At 70.3% G+C, this 22,281-nt stretch carries 15 protein-coding genes and 1 pseudogene; 12 read left to right on the plus strand and 4 right to left on the minus strand.

The features are described from left to right. Positions 1 to 11: 11 nt before the first annotated feature. A complete protein-coding gene (locus AC07RV_RS41115) occupies positions 12 to 1,583 on the minus strand; it encodes an ABC transporter substrate-binding protein (protein WP_296781403.1) in 1,572 nt (523 codons plus the stop codon). A 212-nt stretch (positions 1,584 to 1,795) separates the two neighbouring features. Between AC07RV_RS41115 and AC07RV_RS41120 the strand changes: the two genes are divergently transcribed. Beyond that, the gene (locus AC07RV_RS41120) at positions 1,796 to 2,185 is read left to right on the plus strand and encodes a RidA family protein (RefSeq protein WP_057597741.1); all 390 of its coding nucleotides are present in this window, start codon (positions 1,796 to 1,798) and stop codon (positions 2,183 to 2,185) included. 25 nt (positions 2,186 to 2,210) lie between these two features. Here AC07RV_RS41120 and AC07RV_RS41125 read toward each other — a convergent pair. Further along, positions 2,211 to 2,596 (minus strand): annotated as a pseudogene (locus AC07RV_RS41125) (ATP-dependent Clp protease proteolytic subunit); the annotation flags it as partial. Between AC07RV_RS41125 and AC07RV_RS41130 the strand changes: the two are divergent. The 4 genes from AC07RV_RS41130 to AC07RV_RS41145 all read left to right on the plus strand — a co-directional run bounded on the left by AC07RV_RS41130 (position 2,573) and on the right by AC07RV_RS41145 (position 6,675). Beyond that, the gene (locus tag AC07RV_RS41130) at positions 2,573 to 2,965 is read left to right on the plus strand and encodes a hypothetical protein (protein ID WP_296781426.1); all 393 of its coding nucleotides are present in this window, start codon (positions 2,573 to 2,575) and stop codon (positions 2,963 to 2,965) included. The pseudogene AC07RV_RS41125 and the gene AC07RV_RS41130 sit on opposite strands and share 24 nt — an antisense overlap. A gap of 297 nt (positions 2,966 to 3,262) precedes the next feature. Further along, complete coding sequence (locus AC07RV_RS41135; RefSeq protein ID WP_296781404.1) at positions 3,263 to 3,832, plus strand: hypothetical protein; 570 nt, start codon at positions 3,263 to 3,265, stop codon at positions 3,830 to 3,832. A 4-nt stretch (positions 3,833 to 3,836) separates the two neighbouring features. Continuing rightward, positions 3,837 to 5,984: a putative phage tail protein gene (locus AC07RV_RS41140; RefSeq protein ID WP_296781405.1), complete on the plus strand. Its 2,148-nt coding sequence runs from the start codon at positions 3,837 to 3,839 to the stop codon at positions 5,982 to 5,984. A gap of 268 nt (positions 5,985 to 6,252) precedes the next feature. Beyond that, positions 6,253 to 6,675, plus strand: a complete 423-nt coding sequence (locus AC07RV_RS41145) for a hypothetical protein (protein ID WP_296781406.1) — start codon at positions 6,253 to 6,255, stop codon at positions 6,673 to 6,675. Positions 6,676 to 6,808: 133 nt separating this feature from the next. On the opposite strand, the gene lolD is transcribed toward AC07RV_RS41145, so the two are convergent. Together lolD and AC07RV_RS41155 are read right to left on the minus strand one after the other, a co-directional pair. Continuing rightward, positions 6,809 to 7,483, minus strand: coding sequence for a lipoprotein-releasing ABC transporter ATP-binding protein LolD (lolD, locus tag AC07RV_RS41150; protein WP_296781407.1), 675 nt, complete (start codon positions 7,481 to 7,483; stop codon positions 6,809 to 6,811). Then, positions 7,476 to 8,732 carry a lipoprotein-releasing ABC transporter permease subunit gene (locus AC07RV_RS41155; RefSeq protein ID WP_203204684.1) on the minus strand — a complete coding sequence of 419 codons (1,257 nt, stop codon included), beginning with the start codon at positions 8,730 to 8,732 and terminating at the stop codon, positions 7,476 to 7,478. Before AC07RV_RS41155 ends, lolD begins: the two co-directional genes overlap by 8 nt. Positions 8,733 to 8,930: 198 nt before the next feature. Here AC07RV_RS41155 and AC07RV_RS41160 point away from each other — a divergent pair, with 198 nt between their 5' ends. The 7 genes from AC07RV_RS41160 to AC07RV_RS41190 all read left to right on the plus strand — a co-directional run bounded on the left by AC07RV_RS41160 (position 8,931) and on the right by AC07RV_RS41190 (position 22,281). Further along, on the plus strand, positions 8,931 to 9,812 hold the full coding sequence (locus AC07RV_RS41160) for a hypothetical protein (protein ID WP_296781408.1): 882 nt from the start codon (positions 8,931 to 8,933) through the stop codon (positions 9,810 to 9,812). Beyond that, positions 9,812 to 11,533, plus strand: a complete 1,722-nt coding sequence (gene recJ, locus AC07RV_RS41165) for a single-stranded-DNA-specific exonuclease RecJ (protein WP_296781409.1) — start codon at positions 9,812 to 9,814, stop codon at positions 11,531 to 11,533. The genes AC07RV_RS41160 and recJ overlap by 1 nt, the downstream gene beginning before the upstream one ends. Before the next feature lie 197 nt (positions 11,534 to 11,730). Next, a complete protein-coding gene (locus AC07RV_RS41170; RefSeq protein WP_296781410.1) occupies positions 11,731 to 12,552 on the plus strand; it encodes an SDR family NAD(P)-dependent oxidoreductase in 822 nt (273 codons plus the stop codon). Between the two features lie 335 nt (positions 12,553 to 12,887). Then, positions 12,888 to 17,171: a DUF4132 domain-containing protein gene (locus AC07RV_RS41175; protein WP_296781411.1), complete on the plus strand. Its 4,284-nt coding sequence runs from the start codon at positions 12,888 to 12,890 to the stop codon at positions 17,169 to 17,171. Further along, complete coding sequence (locus AC07RV_RS41180; protein WP_296781412.1) at positions 17,168 to 17,620, plus strand: hypothetical protein; 453 nt, start codon at positions 17,168 to 17,170, stop codon at positions 17,618 to 17,620. Before AC07RV_RS41175 ends, AC07RV_RS41180 begins: the two co-directional genes overlap by 4 nt. Beyond that, on the plus strand, positions 17,617 to 21,051 hold the full coding sequence (locus AC07RV_RS41185) for a DUF4132 domain-containing protein (RefSeq protein ID WP_296781413.1): 3,435 nt from the start codon (positions 17,617 to 17,619) through the stop codon (positions 21,049 to 21,051). Before AC07RV_RS41180 ends, AC07RV_RS41185 begins: the two co-directional genes overlap by 4 nt. Positions 21,052 to 21,138: 87 nt before the next feature. Then, positions 21,139 to 22,281: an ATP-binding protein gene (locus AC07RV_RS41190; RefSeq protein WP_296781414.1), complete on the plus strand. Its 1,143-nt coding sequence runs from the start codon at positions 21,139 to 21,141 to the stop codon at positions 22,279 to 22,281.

Genomic DNA, 22,281 nt, shown 5'->3' on the forward strand with positions numbered 1-22,281 from the left:
GCCGTCTTGTCTTACTTGACGCGCGCGTTCCAGAAGAAGGGCCAGGTCGCCGGCTGGTAGTTGTCGAGCGCCGGGCTCCTGGCCGACAGGCCGTTGAACTTGCCGACGTTGATGTACGGCACCTCCTCGTAGACCACCTGCTGCACCTTGCCCCACAGCGCGCCGCGCTTGGCCGGATCGCTCTCGACGTTGAAGGCCTGCAGCGCCGCCTTCTTGGCGGGCGTGTCCCACCAGCCGGGCGCGCCGTCGCCGAGCTGCGGCGGCGAGAGCATGGGCTCGGGGAACTGGCCCGAATGGGTGACGTAGATGTCCCACAGCTTGGCGTCGTTGCGGCGCTGCACCAGCGTGGCCCAGTCGACCACGTTGAGGTCGACCTTGAAGCCGGCGCGCTTGAGCTGCTCGGCCATCAAGAGCGACATGTTGTAGTGGAAGTCGTACTGGCGGCTCGTGAGCACGCGGATCGGCTCGCCCTTGTAGCCGGCCTTGGCCGCGGCTTCCTTGGCCTTGGCGGCGTTGCGCTGGTTGTACTGGTCGGCGCCGGCGGTCGAATAGAACGGCGAGCCCTTCGGGAAGTGGTTGGCCTCGGCCACGAAGAAGCGCGTGTCGCCGAAGCCGGCCGCGAGCATCTCGCCCTCGCCGAGCGCGGTCTGGATCGCCTGGCGCACCGGCTGGCTCGCGGCCACGCCTTCCTTGGTGTTGAGCACGAGATAGGGGAAGCCGAACGAGGGCGTCATGATCGGCACCGTCTTGCCGCCCGACTTCTCGAGGCGCGGCAGCGCCTCCACCGGCAGCAGGTCGGCGAAGTCGTACTGGCCGGCCAGCGCGCCCTCGACGCGCGTGCTGGCATTGGGCACCGGCACGAAGCGCAGCTCCTCGATCGCCGCCTCGCGCTTGCCGCCGTAGCCGCTCGCGGGCTCCTTGCGCGCCGCGTACTTGTCGAAGCGCGTGAGCAGCACGAACTGGTCGGGCCGGCGTTCCTTGAACTTGTAGGGGCCGGTGCCGACGAAGTCCTTGAGCGGCGAGGCGATCGATTCCTTGGCCATGATCGCGGCCATGCCGCTGGGCAGCGCGAGCTGCGACAGCAGCGGCGCATAGGGCTCCTTGAGCACGATCTCGACCGCCAGCGGGCCCTTGGCCTTGAGGCTGTCGATCTCCTTGCCCACGGCCTTGCCGCGCGGCGACTGGTCCATCCAGCGCTGCAGGCTCGCGACCACGTCGTCGGCCGTGAGCTCTCGGCCGCTGTGCAGCATCACGCCCTTGCGCAGCGCGATCGCGTAGGTCTTGCCGTCGGCCGAGATCTTCGGCATGCCCTCGGCCAGCATCGGCACCACGTTCCACTTGGCGTCGAAGGTGTAGAGCGTCTCGTAGACGTGCTGCATGATGGTTCCGACCAGGTCGGCGGTCGAGGCCATCGGGTCGAGCGTCTGCGGCTCGGCCACCATCGCCAGCGTGGCGAAGTTGCGCGTACCCTGCGCCTGGGCGTTCAGCGGCGCCACGGCATACAGCGCCGCGAGCAGGGTGGCACCCAGAAGGGTGCGCTTCGACAGCATGGGCAGGCGCGGGAAAGATCCGGCGTGGGGCATGGAGTTCTCCTTCATAGGGCGAGACGCGTTTGTGAAAAAAACTTTCGTTGCGGGCCGCACTTTGAAGCAGTATCCATGCCAAATCATCCGTGAAAACCCTTGATTCAGCGTTATCACTGAAATAGATTTTCAGTTTCGGCCGATACTGGCGGCCGTTTTCATCTCTCCCGATTTCTCTTCAATTTCTCTTCTCTTCAGACAGGAGCTCGTCCATGCCTCTCGAATACCTCGGCGCCCCGCCCACCGCTTCCGACCGCCAGGTGCGTCCCTTCTCGCCGGCCGTGCGCGCGGGCGATTTCATCTACGTGTCGGGCCAGGTGCCGGCCAATGCGCAGGGCGAGATCGTGGCCGGCGGCATCGAGGCGCAGACGCGCCAGGTGATGGAGAACCTGAAGACCGTGCTCGCGCTGGCCGGCGCCACGCTCGACGACGTCTGCAAGACCACCTGCTGGCTCGACGACGCGCGCGACTTCGGCGCCTTCAACCGCATCTACATGAGCTACTTCGGCGAGAACAAGCCCGCGCGCTCGACCACCGAGGCGCGGCTGATGGTCGACGCGAAGGTCGAGATCGACGTGGTGGCTTACAAGCCGAAGGCTTGATCGGCCAGGGCCAGGATCGAGGCGCTCAGCCCCGCAGCTCGCTCTTGCGCTGCACGATGCGCGAGACCAGCCCGTAGTCGACCGCCTCCTCCGCCGACAGCCAGCGATCGCGCTCGATGTCGGCCAGCACCACCTCGATCGGCTTGCCGGTCTCGCGCGCGATCTCGTGCGCGATGCGCTGGCGGGCCTTGACGATCTCCTGCGCCTGGATCGCGATGTCGGTGGCCTGGCCGCCGGCCCGCCCGAGGGCTAGTGGATCAGGAAGCGGGTGTTGGGCAGGCAGACGCGGCGCTCGCGCGGCGCGGCCAGGAACAGGTGGGTGGCGGCGCTGCCGACCCAGCCGGTGCCGATCATGTGCACCGGCGCGGCGATGAAGCGCACCACGTCGTGGATCGCATCGCCCGATTCGATGCGGTGGCGCGCGCGTTGGGCTACGACAGCATCTCCACGGCCGTGACATACCTCGAAGAGTCGGCCGTGCCGAAGTTCCAGGCTGAAGGCTACGCCCTGCGGGCGTGGCGCTCCCGGGTGCGGGCCAGTTGCTATTCGATCCTGGCCGAAGCGGAAGCCGGCACCCCGCCGGCGCCTGGCCGTGACGAGCTGTTGGCCGAGCTGCCGGCGTTCGTTGCGCCATCTGATGCCCCGGTCGAGGCGACAGCCGGCCAGGGGCCGATCAGTGACGCTCGTCCCCCGGACGCTGCGGCTGCACCTGCAAAGCCACGTGGGCGCGTCGCTCGGCGGCGCCAAGATCACGCTGCAACTCTCGGCCTACCAGGTTGACGGAACCGACGTGGTGCCTGTAGTGGATGCTCACCTAAGACCCGGCAGTGACGGATGACTACCTGATCGACGTGTGGCCCAAAAGCCGCGGCGAGGGTGAAACGCACTACGACCTGCTGGTGCAGGCCAATGGCAGGCGCTGCTGCGGGGCGAGGTGACTGTTCCGGAAGGTGCTAACAAAGGACACGTAACCGCGAAGGTCAATGCCGCCCTTGGCCGGCTGGGTACGCGGCCGAGTCGGCCGTGGGGCAGGCTGACACCTTCCCCGCGGCGGCCCGGGAGTCGGCGAGCCTGGCGATGCGCTATGCCCAAGGCCTGGGCGACGCAAGCGCGGCGGTGGGCGATGCAGAGGCGGCGGCCGGCCAGGCGGCCCAAGCCGAGGTCAAAAGGGTGACGTTTGAGGACCGGGTCTACCCAGGTGTTTACAGCAAGCCGCCGACTGCAAAGCTGCACAGCGGCCTGCCGCCCGAGGAAGGTGATCGGTGCGTGATTCTCATTGCTGGCGAGCCCTACGAGCATCTTCGTTCCGACGGAGGGTGGCGCGTTCAAAACCTCCTGGCATCCGACCTTGCGGGTCCGGGTGGCGCACAACCTGTCGGCATTGACTTCGACCCTGTAGAGATCTTCGAGGCAGCAATGCTGGATCAAGGATCAGAGCCAAGACACGTGCGACCCCTGTTACAGACGGCGGTCCCATCAATCCGCACAATGGCCATTGCTATTGCTTTGGGGGCCAAACGTGTTTCAGTGGATTCGGCGGATGACCAAAACTACGACGGCCGGCGTTGCTGCGCGGCGGGCCATGCTAGTCAGTGCGGCGGGATTGCCAATCGCGGCGGCCGGCCCGAAGAGCATCGAGGGGAGTGACCCGATGAAAACTGACGAAGGTCTGCGCCGCCTGTCAGAGCGCGTTGGACAAGAAATTAGCAGTCGCTTCCGGAATCTCGGGAGTGCACAAGGATCGGCAAGCGTCGGATATGACGGAGGAACAGCGCAGGATGTCCTGGATAGTGCCAGACCTCTCGCTGGCTATGGACCACTGCGCTCTTACAGAGGGCGAGCGACAGGCATTCGGATCACGAAGATGGGCCTGGCCGGCATGTTCCAACTGGACAGCGCCGACAGCACAAGTTCAGACGACGGCGCCACCGTCATCGTGGACGTAAATGGCCGCAGGTGGAAGCGGATTTATGAAGGCCCTGCAATGGTCGATTGGTGGGTTGGGTCTGCGGTGGACCACGGACCTGGGCTGCAGGCCGCGCTGGACTTCGGCGGCCCCTTGTACCTAAGTCGGCACTATGTGACGTCGCAGAAGCTTTGGGCGACAAAGGAGGGCACGCGACTCTTCGGCCCCGCTGCTGCCTGGGGCGGGGAGGTCACAATGGGAGCGTGCATCACTGCTGCGGCCGGGCTTTCCGCCGACTTCTTCATTGAGTTCAAGAACCCCTCGCGGGGCTCGCTGCGGTCTGTCGGGATGGAGAACGTCTGCATCGACTGCGGGACCTCGAATGCCGGCGGGCTAGTTGTTCGTGGGGCCTACGACGCCTCTGAGTTCAAGAGCCTGAACATCATCGGTGTGCCGGTTGACAAGGTGGGGTTTGCTACCTCTGCCGGGAACACCGCGACCCGAGAAGGACCGGTGCAGACCTCCATGCTCAAAAACATTTGGGCCATCCATCGCGAGGGTGGGACGTGTACCGCACCCGCCATGATTCTCGGCGACATGCAAGAATGCGCGACGGAGAACCTCAAGGGGAGCCACGGAGGCAACATCAGCACCGTGGCTGCCTTTGTGATTCAAAGCTGCAACGCCCTGACAGTCGTTTCCCCTTCTGCGATCAATCTGTCTGGATATGGCATCGTGATCCGGGAAAACCACGGCCCCTGCGTCGGCGTGACGATCATTTCGCCGACCTACGAGAAGTGCAAAAAGACAATCGGCACTGACTCGACCGACACGCGAATGTTTGGCGCCGGCCTGCCGACTGTGGCCCTGGGGTCTGTAGTTCGGCAACCGGCGAACGGATCGGTAGCAACAGGCATCGTCTGGCAATCCACGGCCGTAGGCATCTATACCAAGGATACGATCGGCGCCTTTGCGCCGGGCCCGATCTATGACGGGAGCGGCAACCTGATCGGCACCATTACAGCACTGGCTAGCGTCGGCAGCAGCAGCATTCGGCACATCAACCCGCGAACTTTGAGTGTCAACCTGTCGGGTGCGGGGCAAAGCGTTTTCAAGGCGCTGTCTCGCTCCGAGATCGATCTTCCGATGGACACCCAGGCCAGCCCAAAGCACACCTATGTCGTGGCTTCGGATGTGCAGAACTGCCTCTTCCGCGAAAGAGAGTGGGGTGTCACCACCAACAATAGCCCAACCTCGCGCGTCGAGTCGGGCGTCGGTGAAGTTGTGCTGAACTATCCAAATCAGTGGCCGCTGTCAGGCACAGCGGTCAACCTGGCTGACTTCGCGACACAGGGGCGTATCCAAATCACGAAAAACGATGGCGGCCTCGCGATCACCATCGCCGGCACCGGTATTGCCATTGGCAAGTACGGCGTTACTACTCTGACGATGTACGAAGGCCACATCACCCTACAGCGCTCAGCCGCCAATAAGTGGGAGGTCGCAGCAATCGGCGGCACCATCAAGGACGCGGGTCAAGGGATGATCTGCGGCACCCCAAAAAGCGTAACGGTAACTGCCGGGCTCTCCCTGGACTCCACTTTGCACGAGCGCGTGCTCAACAACTCTGGCGCCACCGTGCAAGTTTTGGTTGCCGCCAGTCCGGCGGGAATCAACTCGGCCTGCACGATAGGGACTCGCGTAACGCTAGTCAAGGCGACGGCACAGAGCCTCATATTCAAGCCGGCGCCCACCGACTTAGTGCTGGGGGCTTCCGCGAGCGGTAAGCACGTTGGGCCCGTGAGCGTGGGTGACAGCATCACGCTGGAATGCGTCGCTGCCTCGACGTGGGCAATCGTTGGAGGTCGTGGGATACCGACGTTTGAGGCGTAGCGAAGGCCCCCGGCCTTATTTGCAGCTGACGCAACTCTCTTCGCGCTAGTGCAACGGAACTCCGTTTGGCTTGTCGCGCACCGCTTCACTTTGGTCAAGTCAGTCGCGTGATGATACTCGCCCAGAACGTTGTTGTGTCCGGAAAGATCAGGCCTTACGCAGATGCAGCGAAGACCGCGCTGTTGGCTAGAGCCGCCGGGGAGGGCAGTACGCCAGCTGTGTAAGTGGTGCCCCATCCCGGCCGGAACAATCATTACTGAGGGGGCTTTTGTCGAGCTGTCGAGCTGTCGAGCTGTCGAGCACCAACAGCATCGCGGCGAGCGGGCGGGTGTTTGTGAAGACGCTGGGCCGCAGATGGCGCCGCGCGCTGCTGCGGCTGCGCGAGCCCCGCGAGAAGGCCTCCGACGCGGCCGGGCGCGATGCCGCCTTTGCTCTCTACCAGCAGGCGCTGCGCGATGCGGATGCGCGGCTGCTGTTCGCGATGCTGCGCCAGCCGCCGGCGCGGGCGATCGGGTTGTCGGCCCATGCCGCACCGCCGCCGGCCTCGGGCTCGCCGCGCGCGGCCTGCCAGGTGGTGCAGATCGGCGGCCGGCTCGGGCTGGTGCTGACGCTGGGCGGGAAGCTGTTGTGCGTGCTGCCGCTGGAGGCGCGGCAGGCAGCGCAGGAAGAAGCGGAAGTGCTCTCGCTCTGAATCGCGGTATTTGCTCCTTCCCCCTCTGGGGGAAGGTCGGGATGGGGGCACGCGGCGATGGCAAGGCCGAGGCTTATCGGCCGCCCGCTGCCCCCACCCCGGCCCTCCCCCAGCGGGGGAGGGAGAAAGACACTCAGGCCAGCCGCCCGGCCACCAACGGCAGCACCCGGTCGCAGCGCCGCGCCAGGTCCTGGTCGTGCGTGACCATCACGAAGGCCGTGCCATGGCGGCGCGCGAGGTCGAGCATCAGCGCGAACACGGTGTCGGCGGTGCCGCGGTCGAGGTTGCCGGTGGGCTCGTCGGCCAGCACGCAGGCAGGCTGCGTGACCAGCGCGCGCGCGATCGCCACGCGCTGGCGCTCGCCGCCCGACAGCTCGGCCGGCCGGTGGAGCAGCCGTTCGCCCAGGCCCACGCTCTCGAGGATCTTCGTCGCCGACTGCGCGGCCGTGGCCGGATCGACGCGGCGGATCTTCAGCGGCATCGCCACGTTGTCGAGCGCGCTGAACTCGGGCAGCAGGTGATGGAACTGGTAGACGAAGCCCAGGTGCAGGTTGCGCAGACGGCCCTGCTCGGTGGGGTCGGCATGCGCGATGTCCTTGCCGAGCAGCTCGACCTTGCCCGAGGTCGGCGAATCGAGCCCGCCCATCAGGTGCAGCAGCGTGCTCTTGCCCGAGCCCGAGGCGCCGACGATGGCCAGCGTCTCGCCGGCATTCACGTCGAGGTCGATGCCATGCAGCACGGTCAGGTCCAGCCGGCCCTCGTGGAAGCGCTTGGTCAGACCGCGCGCCTTCAATACGACTTCACTCATAGCGCAGCGCCTCCGCGGGATTCACGCGGCTGGCGCGCCAGCTCGGATACAGCGTGGCCAGGAAGGCCAGCACCAGGGAGATGATCGCGATCGGCATGATGTCGCTGCGCTGCGGATCGCTGGGCATCTTGCTGATCAGGTAGATGTCCTTGGGCAGGAAGCTCGCGTGGAACAGCTGCTCGAGGAAGGGCACGATCACGTCGATGTTGTAGGCGATGCCCAGGCCCAGCAGCAGGCCGGCCACGGTGCCGATCACGCCCACCATCGCGCCCTGCACCACGAAGATGCCCATGATGCTGCGCGGCGAGCTGCCCAGGGTGCGCAGGATCGCGATGTCGGCGCGCTTATCGGTCACCGTCATCACCAGCGTCGACACCAGGTTGAACGCGGCCACCGCCACGATGAGCGTGAGGATGATGAACATCATGCGTTTCTCGACCTGCACGGCCGCGAACCAGGTCTTGTTCTGGCGCGTCCAGTCGCGGATCAGGAACTGGCCCGGCAAGGTCACTGCCATTTCGTCGGCCACGTCGCGCGCCTGGTTGAGGTCCTTCAGGCGGATGCGGATGCCGGTCGGGCCCTCGAGCCGGAACACGCGCGCCGCGTCCTGCTCGTTGATCAGCGCCAGCGCCGAGTCGTATTCGTAGTGGCCCGAATCGAAGGTGCCGACCACGGTGAACTGCTTCAGGCGCGGCACCACGCCGGCCGGCGTGACCTGGCCGCCCGGCGCCACCAGCGTGACCTGGTCGCCGGGCTGCACGAACAGCGAGCGCGCCAGCTCGCCGCCCAGCACGATGCCGAACTCGCCGGGCACCAGCTTGTCGAGCGTGCCCTTGGGCGCGGCGGCCGCGATGTCGGTGACCTCGGGCTCGAGCTTGGGCTCGATGCCGCGCACCAGCGTGCCCTTCATGTCCTCGCCGCGCGCGATCAGCGCCTGGGTCGCGATGAAGGGCGCCGCGCCGACCACCTCGGGATGCTTGCGCGCGGCCGCCATGATGGTGTCGAGTTCGGGCAGGGCCTGGCCGTCGCGCGAGATGATCTCGATGTGCGAGACCACGCCCAGCATGCGGTCGCGCACTTCCTTCTGGAAGCCGTTCATCACGCTCAGCACGATGATCAGCGCGGCCACGCCGAGCGCGATGCCGAGCATCGACACGCCGGAGATGAACGAGATGAAGCCGTTGCGCCGGGTCGCGCGGCCGGCGCGCGTGTAGCGCCAGCCGAGCTGCAGTTCGTAGGGGAGTCGCATCAGGTCTCCTGCGGCGCTCGGGGCGACGGCATGGGTCGGTTCATGGGGAAAAAGGGTGAAGGCGAAGAGGAAGGCGGGCGGAATTGTGGCATCCCGGACAATAGGCCCATGGCCGAACCCGCTCCCGCCCGTCATCTCCTGATTCCCTTTGCCGGCCGCGGTTCCCCGTCCTGCCGCGCAGCCCTCCCGACCTTAAGGTTGCCGAAGCTCGAGGCCCTGCTCGGCCGACTCGCCGTCACGGCCACCGACACGCAGGACGAAAGCACCCGCTCCCCGCCGCACGAACGCGCCCTGGCGCGCGCGCTCGGCATCGACGCGGCCGACGGCTGCATTCCCTGGGCCGCGCTCGAGGCGCGCCGCAACGGCACCGCCGAAGCGGGTGATACCGGCGCCTGGGGCCTGGTCACGCTGTGCCACTGGCAGGTCGGCATCGACGACGTGGTGCTCGGCGATCCCTCGGCGATCGAGATCGATGCCGAGGAGTCGGCCGCGCTGCTGGCGGCGGCCCGGCCCTTCTTCGAGGAGGACGGCATCGCGCTGCATCCTTCGGCGCGCCCCGGCCGCTGGCTCGCGCGCGCGCCGATCTTCCAGGACCTCGCCACCGCCGCCATCGACCGCGCCGTGGGCCATCCGATCTCGCAGTGGTCGCCGCTGGCCGATGCCGCGCGGCCGCTGCGCCGGCTCCAGAACGAGATGCAGATGCTGCTCTACACCCAGCGCGTGAACGACGATCGCGCCGCGCGCGGCGCGCCGCCGATCAACTCCTTCTGGCTCAGCGGCACCGGCGCGCTTCCCGCGGGTGCCGTCAGCCCCGAAGGCCCGCCGCCGCAGGTCGACGATTCGCTGCGCAATGCCGCGCTGCACGACGACGGCATCGGTTGGGCCGAGGCCTGGCAGGCGCTCGACGCCGGCCCCATCGCCGCGCTGCTCGACCACTACAACGCGGGCGCCCCGGTCACGATCACGCTGTGCGGCGACCGCACGGCGCAACGCCACGAGATCCAGCCGCGCGGCTTCGTGGGCTGGGCCCGCAGCCTGTTCGACCGGCCGCGCGCCGCCGCCGTGCTGGAGGCGCTCTGATGAAGATCCATCCCCGGGACATTCCCCCGCGCAGCGCCTGGGTGCTCGAGCAGGCCGGCGTGCATCCGCTGCTGGCCCGACTGTTCGCCGCGCGCGGCGTCAGCGCCAAGGACGAGCTCGACGACGGCCTGGCGCGCCTGCTGCCGCCCGACACCCTGCGCGGCACGCAGGACGCCGCGGTGCTGCTGGCCGACGCGATGGCCGCCGACAAGCGGCTGTGCATCGTGGCCGACTACGACTGCGACGGCGCCACCGCCTGCGCGGTCGGCGTGCGCGGCCTGCGCCTGCTGGGCGCGAAGAACGTGAGCTACCTCGTGCCCGACCGCGTGGTCGACGGCTACGGCCTCACGCCGCCGATCGCCGAGCGCGTGGCCGCGAGCGGCGCCGACATGCTGATCACCGTCGACAACGGCATCGCCAGCGTCGACGGCGTGGCCGCCGCCAAGGCACGCGGCCTGCAGGTGCTGGTGACCGACCACCACCTGCCCGGCCCCGAACTCCCCATGGCCGACGTGCTGGTGAATCCCAACCATCCCGACTGCGGCTTCGAGAGCAAGTGCATCGCCGGCGTCGGCGTGATGTTCTACGTGCTGCTCGCGCTGCGCTCCGAGCTGCGCCGGCGCGGCGTGTTCGACGTGGCGACGCAGCCCAAGCTCGACGCGCTGCTGCCGCTGGTGGCGCTGGGCACCGTGGCCGACGTGGTGAAGCTCGACGCCAACAACCGCCGGCTGGTGGCGCAGGGCCTGCGCCGCATCCGCGCGGGCGCCATGCCCGCGGGCGTGTCGGCGTTGTTCAAGGCCGCGGGCCGCGTGGCCGCCGCGGCCACCACCTTCGACTTCGGCTTCGCGCTCGGCCCGCGCATCAATGCGGCGGGCCGGCTGGCCGACATGACGCTGGGCATCGAATGCCTGCTGACCGAGGATGCCGCCCGCGCCGACGAGCTCGCGCGCCTGCTCGACGGCATCAACCGCGAGCGGCGCGACATCGAGGGCGGCATGCGCGACCAGGCGCTGCTCCTGGCCGAGTCGCTGTTCACCGTCGACGGCGAAGGCACCGAGACCGTGCCCGCTGCCATCAGCGTGTTCGACGCCGACTTCCACGAGGGCGTGGTCGGCATCGTGGCCTCGCGCATCAAGGAGCGCTTCCACCGGCCCACCTTCGTGTTCGCGGCCAGCGGCGCGCCCGGCAAGGAGCACGAGCTCAAGGGCTCGGGCCGCTCGATTCCGGGCTTTCACCTGCGCGATGCGCTGGACCTCGTCGCCAAGCGGCATCCGGGCGTGCTGCTGCGCTTCGGCGGCCATGCGATGGCGGCCGGCTGCACGGTCGCGCGCGAGCAGTTCCAGACCTTCGAGCGCGCGCTCGCGCAGGTGGCCGACGAATGGCTCGATGCCGCCACGCTCACGCGCCGCATCGACACCGACGGCCCGATCTCGCGCGAGTATTTGCGCGTGGACCTGATCGACACCCTGCACCGCGAGGTCTGGGGCCAGGGCTTCGCGCCGCCCACCTTCAGCGAGGAGGTCGAGGTGGTGTCGCAGCGGCTGGTCGGCGAGCGGCATCTCGCGCTCAAGCTGCGCCACCAGGGCCAGCCCATCGACGGCATCTGGTTCGGCCACACCGACCCGCTGCCGCCGCGCGTGAAGCTGGCGTTCCGGCTCGATGCCGACGAATGGCAGGGCGTGCGGCGCGTGCGCTTCCTGGTCGAGGGCGCGGAGATCTGAAGCGTTCGAGCCCCGGCCACAGGTTACGCCGGGGTTTCCGCTGCAAGCAATTGCATGCGGCGCCCCGCCTCGGCGGGCGCGCGCTCGGTACACATTCCTACATGGAAGGCGCGCGGTACCTCTACGCTGGCTTCCATGCACGGCGCGCCTTGGCCGATTTCCGGCAGCGTCCACGCGGTGCAATGCAGGAGACCGGCATGCAGACACCCTCCCCCGACGTGTTCCCCGGCGCCGAACGCCGCCCGCTCGCGCTGGTGACCGGCGCCTCCTCGGGCATCGGCTACCACCTCGCGCGGCGCGCGGCCGAACATGGCTACGACCTGCTGATCGGCGCCGACGAGTCGCTGGCCCAGGCCGAAGCCGAGCTGCGCGCGATGGGCGCGCGCGTGTTCGCGGTGCGCGAGGACTTCGCCACGCGCGACGGCGTCGATGCGCTGCTCGCGGCCTGCGAGGACCGGCCGATCGACGTGCTGTTCGCCAATGCGGGCCACGGCCTGGGCCATGGCTTCCTCGACCAGGAGTTCCACGACGTGCAGCACGTGATCAACACCAACGTGACCGGCACGCTCTACCTGGTGCAGCGCGTGGGGCGCGCGATGCGCGATCGCGGCCAGGGCCGCATCCTCATCACGGGCTCGATCGCGGGCTTCCAGCCCGGTGCCTTCCAGGCGGTCTACAACGGCACCAAGGCCTTCATCGATTCCTTCGCGATGGCGCTGCGCAACGAGCTCAAGGACACGGGCGTGACCGTGACCTGCCTGATGCCCGGCGTGACCGACACCCACTTCTTCGCGCGCGCCGACATGCTCGACACGCGCGTGGGCCAGCAGTCCGACAAGGCCGATCCGGCCGAAGTGGCGAGGGAAGGCTTCGACGCGCTGATGAAGGGCGAGAGCGGCGTGATCGCGGGCTGGCGCAACAAGATGCAGGTGGCGCTGTCGCGCGTGATGCCCTCGCCGGCGCTGGCCGAGCAGCACCGCAGGATCGCGGAACCGGGCAGCGCGCACGCTTCGTCCTGAGCTTTTCCGAGGCGTGCCGGGCCGTCGGCGCGCGAACGTCGGAACCTTCTTCGTACATTCCCGACGCCCTACGCGGCCTTGCGACTTTTGGAGGTGCACGCGAGCGTGCACCGCGGGCATGATCGCGCCCATGCGTTGTCCTTTCCCGATCGCTCCGGCGCGCAGCATGCGACTGCCGGACGCACATCGGGCGCCTGCGTCTTGAACCCCCGCGCCCTTCGATGCGCCGCTTGCACGCGGCGTTCACATGGCGCGCCTATCCTGCCCTCAGGCTTGCGTACGGCAACGCTTCTTGATGTCCGCTCATCGACGAACCCCAGGAGGATTTTCTTTCCATGCGACGTTTTGAACTGATCGAGGGAACCGCCAGCAAGTTCTGGGAAGTGGAACAGGCGGAGAACGATCTCTACATCCGCTGGGGCCGCATCGGCACCGCGGGCCAGAGCCAGACCAAGTCCTTCGCCGATGCCGCGAAGACCGCCACCGCGCTGACCAAGCTGGTGAGCGAGAAGACCGGCAAGGGCTACAAGGAAGTCGGCGTGAGCGCCGATGCGAGCATCGGCAAGACCGAGGCCAAGCCGAAGGCTGAAGCGCCTGCCGCCGCGCCCGCTCCGGCATCTGCTGCCGCTCCCGCCGACGCAGCGCCGAAGGCCACCGCATCCGCACCCGCCACGCCGGCACCGCCCCCCGTCGCGAGCGAAAGCCTCGACAGCCAGTGCGAGCGCGTCGTCGAGGCCGTGCGCGCCGCGATCGAGGACGGCAGCATCAAGAGCGGCGACAAGTACTCGCCCGCCGCGCTCAAGCGCCAGTACGGCGTGAGCGAGCAAGGCGCCGCGATGGCCTTCGAGGAGCTCAAGTCCCATGGCCTGCTCTCGGGCTGGGGCACCACCGCCGAGGTGCGCGAGAAGGCGCAGGCCGCTGCGCGCGAACTGGCGCAGCGCACGGCCGCCGCGCGCAGCGAGGTGCCGGCCCAGCCCGTGGCCGAAGGCGCGCCGCCCTGGCTCGCGCAGGGTGCGCCGCTGCGCATCACGGCGCAGACGCGCGAGTTCGCCTATGCCTCGCGGCGCTTTCCCTCGACCCGTCCGGTGCTCGACCTGGCGCAGGCCTGGATCCGCGCCTGCAACGACCTCGAGCTGCCGCTGGACATGGCCGCGACCGATGCCGCGCTGCGGCCCGCGGCCGAGCGCATGCTCGCGCGCGACAAGCCCGCCACGCCCGCGCCCGATGCCGAGGCCGATGCGCTGCTGCTGGCCTTCATGGACCACAACACGCGCCGCGACAAGGCCGGCTCGGTGGTGTTCCTGATCCAGTACCTGGTCGCGCAGTACGGGCTGGCCGGCGCGATCGAGGTCTACCTGTCGGCGTTGCGCCTGCAGGTGGAGGGCAGCTACGACCAGCAATCCAAGAAGTGGCGCAGCCGTTTCACCGGCAACCCCGGCCAGGCGGTCAACCACGGCTGGTACGGCGCCGTGGGCGATGCCGAGGAAGTGCTGCGCGAGCAGCTCTCGACCGCGACCGAGGCCGAGTGGCAGCAATGCGCCGACCTGATCGAGGCCGCGCTGCCCTCGCTGCATCCGAGCCGCCAGCCGCTGGCTGCGCTGCTGCTGCCCGAACGTCCCGAACTCTCGAACGCGCTCGCGCTGCGGCTGGCCGGCGAGAAGGACAGCGGCGAGACGCTGCACTGGCTGCTGCTGACCATCACCGATGCCGCCGCCGCCGCGCAGGCCGCGAAGGTGCGGCTCAGCTATTCGAGCGGCTTCTGGGGCCACTACAAGATGACGGCCACCGCGCTGCTCGAACGCGGCACCGAGGCCGTGGCGCTGCTCGAGCGCGGCGCGGCCGAGGAGCACGCGGGCGAGACGCTCGCGGCCATCGGCACGCCCGAGGCGGTGGCCGCACTCGCCAAGGTCGCGAGCGGTTCGAAGGCGGCGCTGGCGCGGCTGTCGCTCGCGGTGGACCGCTGGCCGCAGGCCGCCATCGTCGCGCTGTCGCGGCTGGTGGCCGCCGGCGGCAAGGACGCGGGCCTGCTCACGCCCAGCCTCACGCGGCTGCTGCGCGCGCATGGCGGCGTGGTCGACGGCCTGCGGCCCTGGCTCGATGCCGGCGCGCAGGGCGCGATCGACCGCCAGCTCGCGCTGCTGTCGGGCCCGAGCGAAGTCGCCGAGGCGAGCGAGCTGCCGGGCGTGCTGGCCGCGCCGCCCTGGCTCGCCAAGGTGCAGAAGAAGGCGGCCGCAGTGCTGGCGCTCGAGCCGCTCGCGCTGGCGCCGGTCGAGCAGTGGGCACCGGGCGCGCGCGAGGAAGCGCAGCGCCCCGGCACCTCGTGGCAGGTGAACCGCTTCGCGACCGCGCGCAACGACGTGCAGGTGATGCTCAAGGAGCTGGGCTTCGAGAGCAAGGCCAGCAAGCTCGCGCACGAGGAGCAGGTGAAGCTGATGCAGGCCGCCTACGAGGCCGACGACATGCCCGATGCCGCGGTGCTGCAGGACATCCACCAGCGCGGCGAGGCGCGCGAGAAGGAACTGCTCGAGAGCCTGCGCGACCCGATCCTCGACACCGCGCGCGAAGGCATCCGCACGGGCGATGCGGGCAAGCTGATCGCCGCCTGGCGCGGCATGCTGGCCGCGCGCAAGCAGGAGCGCTACTACTTCTTCTGGTTCGATGCGCGCTATGCGGCGCTGCTGCCGCCCGAGCTCGGCGTGCCGTTCTGGAACGCGGTGGCGGGCCAGGCCGAGACCCAGGGCGCCGACTTCGTGATGGCGAACTTCGGCCTGCCCGCGCTGCCGGGGCTGCTGTCGGTGGTGCGCGCCAAGCCCGGCGAGAACCTGCAGCTGGCGCTGAACTACGGCGCGGTGGAACTCGCGGCACCGGCCGCGCGCGCCTTCGCCAAGCTCAAGACCGTGCGCCAGGCCGGCCGCGACTGGCTGCTCAGGTATCCCGAGCACGCGGCCTGCGGCCTGATCGCGCCCGCGCTCGGCAAGGCCGGCGAGGCGCGCGACGTGGCGGGCTCGGCGCTGCGCCTGCTGCAGGCCGAGGGCCATGCCGAGCTGCTGCTCGAAGTGGCAGGCCGCTACGGCAAGGACGAGGTGGTGCAGGCGCTGCGCGCCGTGCTCGAGGAAAGCCCGCTCGACCGCTTCCCCACCAAGCGCGCGAAGCTGCCCGAGTTCTGGCAGCCGCGCGGCTGGCGCCGGCCGGTGCTGCTCAACGGCAAGGCGCTGCCCGACGAGACGCTCGACCACCTGGGCCAGATGTTCACCTTCCCGACCAACGAGGAGGTCTACGGCGGCATCGCGGTGGTCAAGGAAGCCTGCGCGCCCGAGTCGCTGGCCGACTTCGCATGGGACGCGTTCAGCGCCTGGCTCGAGGCCGGCGGCCCGAGCAAGGAAGGCTGGGCGCTCACCGTGCTGGGCCTGCTCGGCAACGACGACACGGCACGCCGGCTCACGCCCTTCATCCGCGCCTGGCCCGGCGAGGCCGCGCATGCGCGCGCAGTCACCGGCCTCGACGTGCTGGCCGGCATCGGCTCCGACGTGGCGCTGATGCTGCTCAACGGCATCGCGCAGAAGGTCAAGTTCAAGGGCCTGCAGGACCGCGCGCGCGAGAAGATCGACACGATCGCCGAGGCGCGCGGCCTCTCGACCGAGGAACTCGAGGACCGGCTCGCGCCCGACCTCGGCCTCGACGAACAGGGCACCCTGCTGCTGGACTTCGGGCCGCGCAGCTTCAAGGTCGGCTTCGACGAAGCGCTCAAGCCCTATGTGCGCGAGCGCGCCGAAGGCGTCGACGGCGCGCGCCTGTCCGACCTGCCCAAGCCCAAGAAGACCGACGACGCCGAGAAGAGCAAGGAGGCGGTCGAACGCTTCAAGCTGCTCAAGAAGGACGTGCGCACCATCGCGAGCCAGCAACTGCTGCGGCTCGAGGTCGCGATGTGCGCGCGCCGGCGCTGGACGCCCGAGGTGTTCCGCATCTTCCTGGTCGAGCATCCGCTGGTGCGCCACCTGGTGCAGCGGCTGATCTGGGGCGCCTATCGCGTGCAGGGCGAGGCCAGCTACGGCGGCGAGCTGCTGGCGTGCTTCCGCGTGGCCGAGGACGGCAGCTTCACCACCGCCGAGGACGATCCCTTCGAGCTGCCCGCGGGCGAGGACATCCGCATCGGCGTGCCGCATGCGCTCGAAATCTCGCCGGCCGACGCCGGCGCCTTCGGCCAGGTGTTCGCCGACTACGAGCTGCTGCAGCCCTTCGCGCAGATCGGCCGCGACACCTACGTGCTGACCGAGGACGAGAAGAAGAGCCAGAAGCTCGAACGCTGGAAGGACGCCACCGTGCCCACCGGCCGCGTGCTGGGCCTGGTCAACAAGGGCTGGCGCCGCGGCGAGGCGCAGGACGGCGGCGGCATCTGGTACTTCACCAAGCCGCTGGGCCCGAGCCGCGTGATCGAGCTCTACCTCGACCCCGGCATCATCGTCGGCATGGTCGACGAGTACCCCGAGCAGAAGCTCGGCGAGGTGCAGGTCGGCAAGCCCTCGGGCTGGGGCAACATGCAGAACGCCGAGACGCTGGACCAGCTCGATCCGATCTCGGCCAGCGAGCTGATCCGCGACATGGAAGGACTGCGCGCTTGAGCGCGGCCGCCGCGCGGCCGAGGTCCTGGCTGCTGGCCGCGGGCCTGCTGCTCGCGGCGCTGGCTCCCGCGGCCGCGCGTGACGCGGCGCCCGAGGTGCCGCCGCAGGTCGACACCGTGACCACCGGCGGCGAATGGCGCACGGCGCGCGACGGCGGCGTGCTGCGCATCGTGATCGTCCACCAGGGCTTCGAGCACGTGCACTCGCGGCTGTGGCTCGAATGGCTGGCGAGCGGCGAGCGCGGACCGGCGCGCCGGGTGGCGCGCGTGCTGGTCAAGGAGCTGTCGGGCGGCATGAACGTGCTCGCCGTCGACGAGCGCGCCCGCACCTTCGAGGGCCCGCGCATCCGGCTGCGCAGCACCCACAGCTATTCCCACGAGACCAGCAACATCGTGATCGAGGCCGGCGCGCCCGGCCGCTACCAGCTGCTCGAGCAGCCCTCCAGATGACCGCTTCCAGCTTCTCCCTGCCACCCGAGCTCCAGAACGCGCTGCCGCCCGGCGAGCCCGGCGCGAAGCCGCCGCCCAAGGCCGCCTCGCTGCCCACGCTGCGCAAGCGCGTGCTCGACAAGTGCGGCGACTACGCGGTCGACGCGCTGCTGCCCGAGCCCTTCGAAGTGCGCTCGCCCGCCACGCGCGGCTGGCTCGAGGCCGCGATGGACGCGGTCGACACGCGGCTGCTGGGCCTGATGATCGCGCGCTTCCGCGAGCAGGCCTACACCGGCCGCGACGAGCCGGCCGAGGCGCTGGTGCACTGGCTGGTGCTGCAGCACGGCCTCGATACGGCCTTCGACGCGCTGCTGCATGCGGCACGCTGGCGCCGCGAGCGCATCGGCCACAAGCCGCTGCGCCAGGATGCGCCGCCCGACGACGGCGCCCATTCCTTCTGGGGGCAGCCCGCGAGTTCGCTGTGGCAGTTCCGTGGCCACTGGATGGAAGCCGACGCCGCGACGCGCGCCGCCTGCATCGAACGGCTGCGTGCGCTGGACCCGCAGCTGCCGCTGGCCGCGCGCGCCCGCTTCGCGATCGCGCTGCCCGAATGGCGCCCGCTCGCGCGGCAGTTGTTCGACCAGGCCACGCCCGAGCAGCTCGAGCGCTGCGGTCCCTGGCTGCGCTGGGCTGCCGGCCTGCCGCTGGCCGAGGTGGCGGGCGACGGCACGCGGCTGCTCGACCAGCCGTCGCTGCTCGCGCTGCTGCTGCGCGAACACGGCGAGGCGCTGCTGCCGCTGCTGCTGGACCTCGGCGCGCGCCAGCGCAGCGTGGCCGTGGCCTGGACGCTGGCCGCCTTCGATACGCCCGAGGCCACCGAGGCGCTGGCGCGCATGACCGCCGCCGACGCCGCCTGCGCCAAGGCGCTGGGCTGGGTCGCGGGCGAACGCCCCGAGCGCTGCTTCCTCGCGCTCGCGAAGGTGCTCGAGGACGGCGGCCTGCCCAAGGCCGGCGCCGCGCGCCTGGTGCCACAGCTCAAGACCCTGGCCGGCACGCTCGGCGATCGCTTGCCCGCGCTGTTGCCGGCGCTGCCGGCCGCCGTGCGGCGCCAGCTCGGCGCGGTCGCCGACCAGGCCGGCGCGGCGCCCGAGGCCTTCGCCGAGCGAGCGCGCTGGCCCGCGGTGCTCGCCGACCCACCCTGGGCGCGGCGCGCCGCCGATGCGGCGCCGACGCTGGTACTGGCCGGCCTGCCCGTGCTCGAGGTGCCGCCCGAGGAGGACTGGGGCGACGAGGTCCGCCAGGACTGGATCGACCGCGATACGCCCTATGTCTACCGCCAGCCGATGGAGGCCGAGCGCGCCATCGGCGAGCGGCTGCGCGAATGGACGCCGGAGCGCGTCGCCGCGCTGCACACGCAGCCGCCGCGGGAGCTGGAGCGCTTCGTCGCCGACTGGCAACGCGTGCACGACGATGCCGCGCCCGACCGCCGCCAGTACGGCAACTTCATTGCGGTGCAGGCCGCCTGGTTCCTGCCGCCGGCCACCGGCCTGGCGTTCTGGAATGCCGTGGGCAGCGGCAAGGAAGCGCCGCGCGCCGGCGGCTTCGTGGCGCGCTTCGGGAGTGCCGCGCTGCCGGGCCTGCTGCAGGCGCTGGCCAACGACGGCGACGAGTATTTCGTCGCGCGCTTCATCGGCGCCACGCAGCTCGCGCCCTTCATGGCGCAGGCGCTCGCGCGCCGGCCGACGCGCCGCGCGCACGCACGCCAGTGGCTGGTGCGCTTCGCGTCGCATGCCGCCGCCGGCCTGCTGCCCGCCGCGCTCGGCCCCGAGGGCGAGGCACGCCAGCAGGCCCGCGCCGCGCTGCGCGCCATGGCCGCGCTGGGACAGGCCGAGGCGCTGCGCGCCACCGCGCGCCGCCACGACGACCCGCCCGTGGCGGCCGCCGTCGATGCGCTGCTGGCCGAGGACCCCTTGCGCGACTTCCCGTCGCGCATCAACGCACGCAGCAAGCTCCCGGCCTTCTGGCAACCGGCCGGCTGGCGCAAGCCGCGGCTGCGCGACGACGGCCTCGCGCTGCCCGACGAGGCGCTGCAGCCGCTGGGCCTGATGCTGAGCTTCGCGGCCGACCTGCCGCAGGGCTATGCGGGCCTGGACGCCGTGCGCGCCGCCTGCGAGCCCCAGAGCCTGGCCGACTTCGGCTGGGACGTCTGCGAATCGTGGGAGGCCGCGGGCGCGGGCGCGCCGGGCAACTGGGCGCTACGCGCGCTCGGCCTCATCGGCACCGACGACACGGCGCGCCGGCTCGGCGCCCTCGTGCGGCGCTGGAGCGCGCCCGGCGCCGGCGGCACCGCCACGCGCATCGGCTGGGTGCTCGAGGCGCTGGCACGGCTGGGCAGCGACGTCGCGCTGATGCAGCTCGACGCGATCGCGCGCAAGAACCGCATCGCCACGGCGCGCCATTCGGCCGCCGAGAAGCTGGCGCAGGCCGCGGCCGAACGCGGCCTGAGCGGCGACGAACTCGAGGACCGGATCGCGCCCGACCTCGGCCTGGACGAGCGCGGCGGCCTGCTGCTGGACTTCGGGCCGCGCCAGTTCCATGTCGGCTTCGACGAGGCGCTGGTGCCCTTCGTGCGCGAATCGGTCGAGGGCCGGCCTGGCGCGCGCCTGGCCACGGCGCCGCGCCCGCGCGCGAGCGACGATGCCGAACTCGCGGCCGCGGCCGCGGAACGCTTCAAGGCACTCAAGCAGGATGCCGCCACCGTCGCGGCCCAGCAGCCGCTGCGGCTGGAACGCGCGATGCGCACGGGCCGCGGCTGGCCGGTGGAAGACTTCCGCCGCTTCATCGCCGGGCATCCGCTGATGCGCCACCTGGCCGAGCGGCTGGTCTGGGGCGTGACCGAGGGCGGGCGCGACGCGCGCGGCCTGATGCTGCTGCGCGCCGCCTTCCGCGTGAGCGCCGAAGGCGAATGGGTCGATGCCAACGAGACGCCGCTGGACTTCGACGGCAGCGATGCCACACGCATCGTCGTCGCCCATCCGCTGCAGCTGAGCGCCGCGCAGATCGCCGCCTTCGCGCAGCAGTTCGCCGACTACGAGCTGATCCAGCCCTTCGAGCAGTTGCACCGCGCCGTGCATGCGCCGCGCGAAGACGAACGCACGCTGACCGCGCTCACGCGCTGGTCGGGCCGCATCGCGCGGCCCGGGCCGCTGTGGGCGCTGGAGTCGCGCGGCTGGCTGCGCGGGCGCGGCGGCGGCGGTGCCTACGACCACGCCTGGCAGGGGCTGGGCGGCGGTCGCGCGCTCGCGCTGCGCTTCGGGCCCGGGCTCGACAACACGGGCGCCGGCGAGGACCAGACGCTCGACGTGCTGCATCACGGCCACCCGTTCGGCGAACTCGATCCCATCGTCTTCAGCGAGGCGGTGCGCGACATCGACGCGCTGGGCGCGCGCTGAGGCGCGCTACACCGTTCCGCTATCGCTCTGCTATGTTTGCGCGGGCATCACCCTGCGCCCCTTTCAGATCCGACACCGATCCAGACCATGGCCACCTCCCGCAAGCCGACAGACACCCCACCCGCCGGTTCCGCCGCACTGCAGCGCCCGCCCGCCGAGATCCAGTACGCCGCGCAGATCGCGCAGCTGCAGGCGCAGGACAAGGACCCGCGCCCGCCGGGCTGGGCCATGAGCCTGAAGGCCGCACGCGCCTTCATCCTCGGCGATGCGCAGCTGGGCATCGCGCCGAAGATCGTCGCGCCGGTCGCGAGCATCGAGCGCATGCTGGTCACCCTGGCCACGGGCCGCGGCCTGATGCTGGTGGGCGAGCCCGGCACCGCGAAGTCGATGCTCTCGGAGCTGCTGGCGACCGCGATCTCGGGCGTGTCCACGCTGACCATCCAGGGCGGCGCCTCGATCACCGAGGACCAGATCAAGTACGGCTGGAACTACGCGCTGCTGATCAACGAGGGCCCGAGCCCGCGCGCGATGGTGCCGGCGCCGTTGTACATCGGCATGCAGCAGGGCCAGGTGGTGCGCTTCGAGGAGATCACGCGCGCGCCGCTCGAGGTGCAGGACTGCCTGCTGGGCATGCTGTCCGACCGCGTGATGGCCGTGCCCGAGCTCTCGGGCGAGCACGGCATGCTCTATGCGCGCGAGGGCTTCAACATCATCGCCACCGCCAACACGCGCGACCGCGGCGTCAACGAGATGAGCGCCGCGCTCAAGCGCCGCTTCGACTTCGAGACCGTGTTCCCGATCCTCGACTTCGAGCGCGAGCTCGCGCTGGTGCGCGAATCGTCGGCGCGCCTGCTCGCGCAGAGCGGCATTCCGAAGACCGTGCCGCAGCCGGTGCTCGAGCTGCTGGTGTCGACCTTCCGCGACCTGCGCGGCGCGCCCGCTTCCTCCGAGAAGAACGGCGGCGGCAGCGACGCGGCGATGGACCGGCTCACGGCCGTGATGTCGACCGCCGAGGCGGTCAACGTGGCGCACGCGGTGGGCGTGCGCGCCTGGTTCCTCGAGCAGCGCGAGGGCTCGCCGGCCGACCTGGTCGACTGCATCGCGGGCACGGTGGTCAAGGACAACGCCGACGACCGCGCCAAGCTGCGCCGCTACTTCGAGCAGAAGGCGGCCAAGCGCAGCGGCGAGCACTGGCGCGCCTACTACGAGGCCCGCCACCGCCTGCCTTGA

Source organism: Variovorax sp. GW821-FHT09B01 (genome assembly GCF_059418345.1).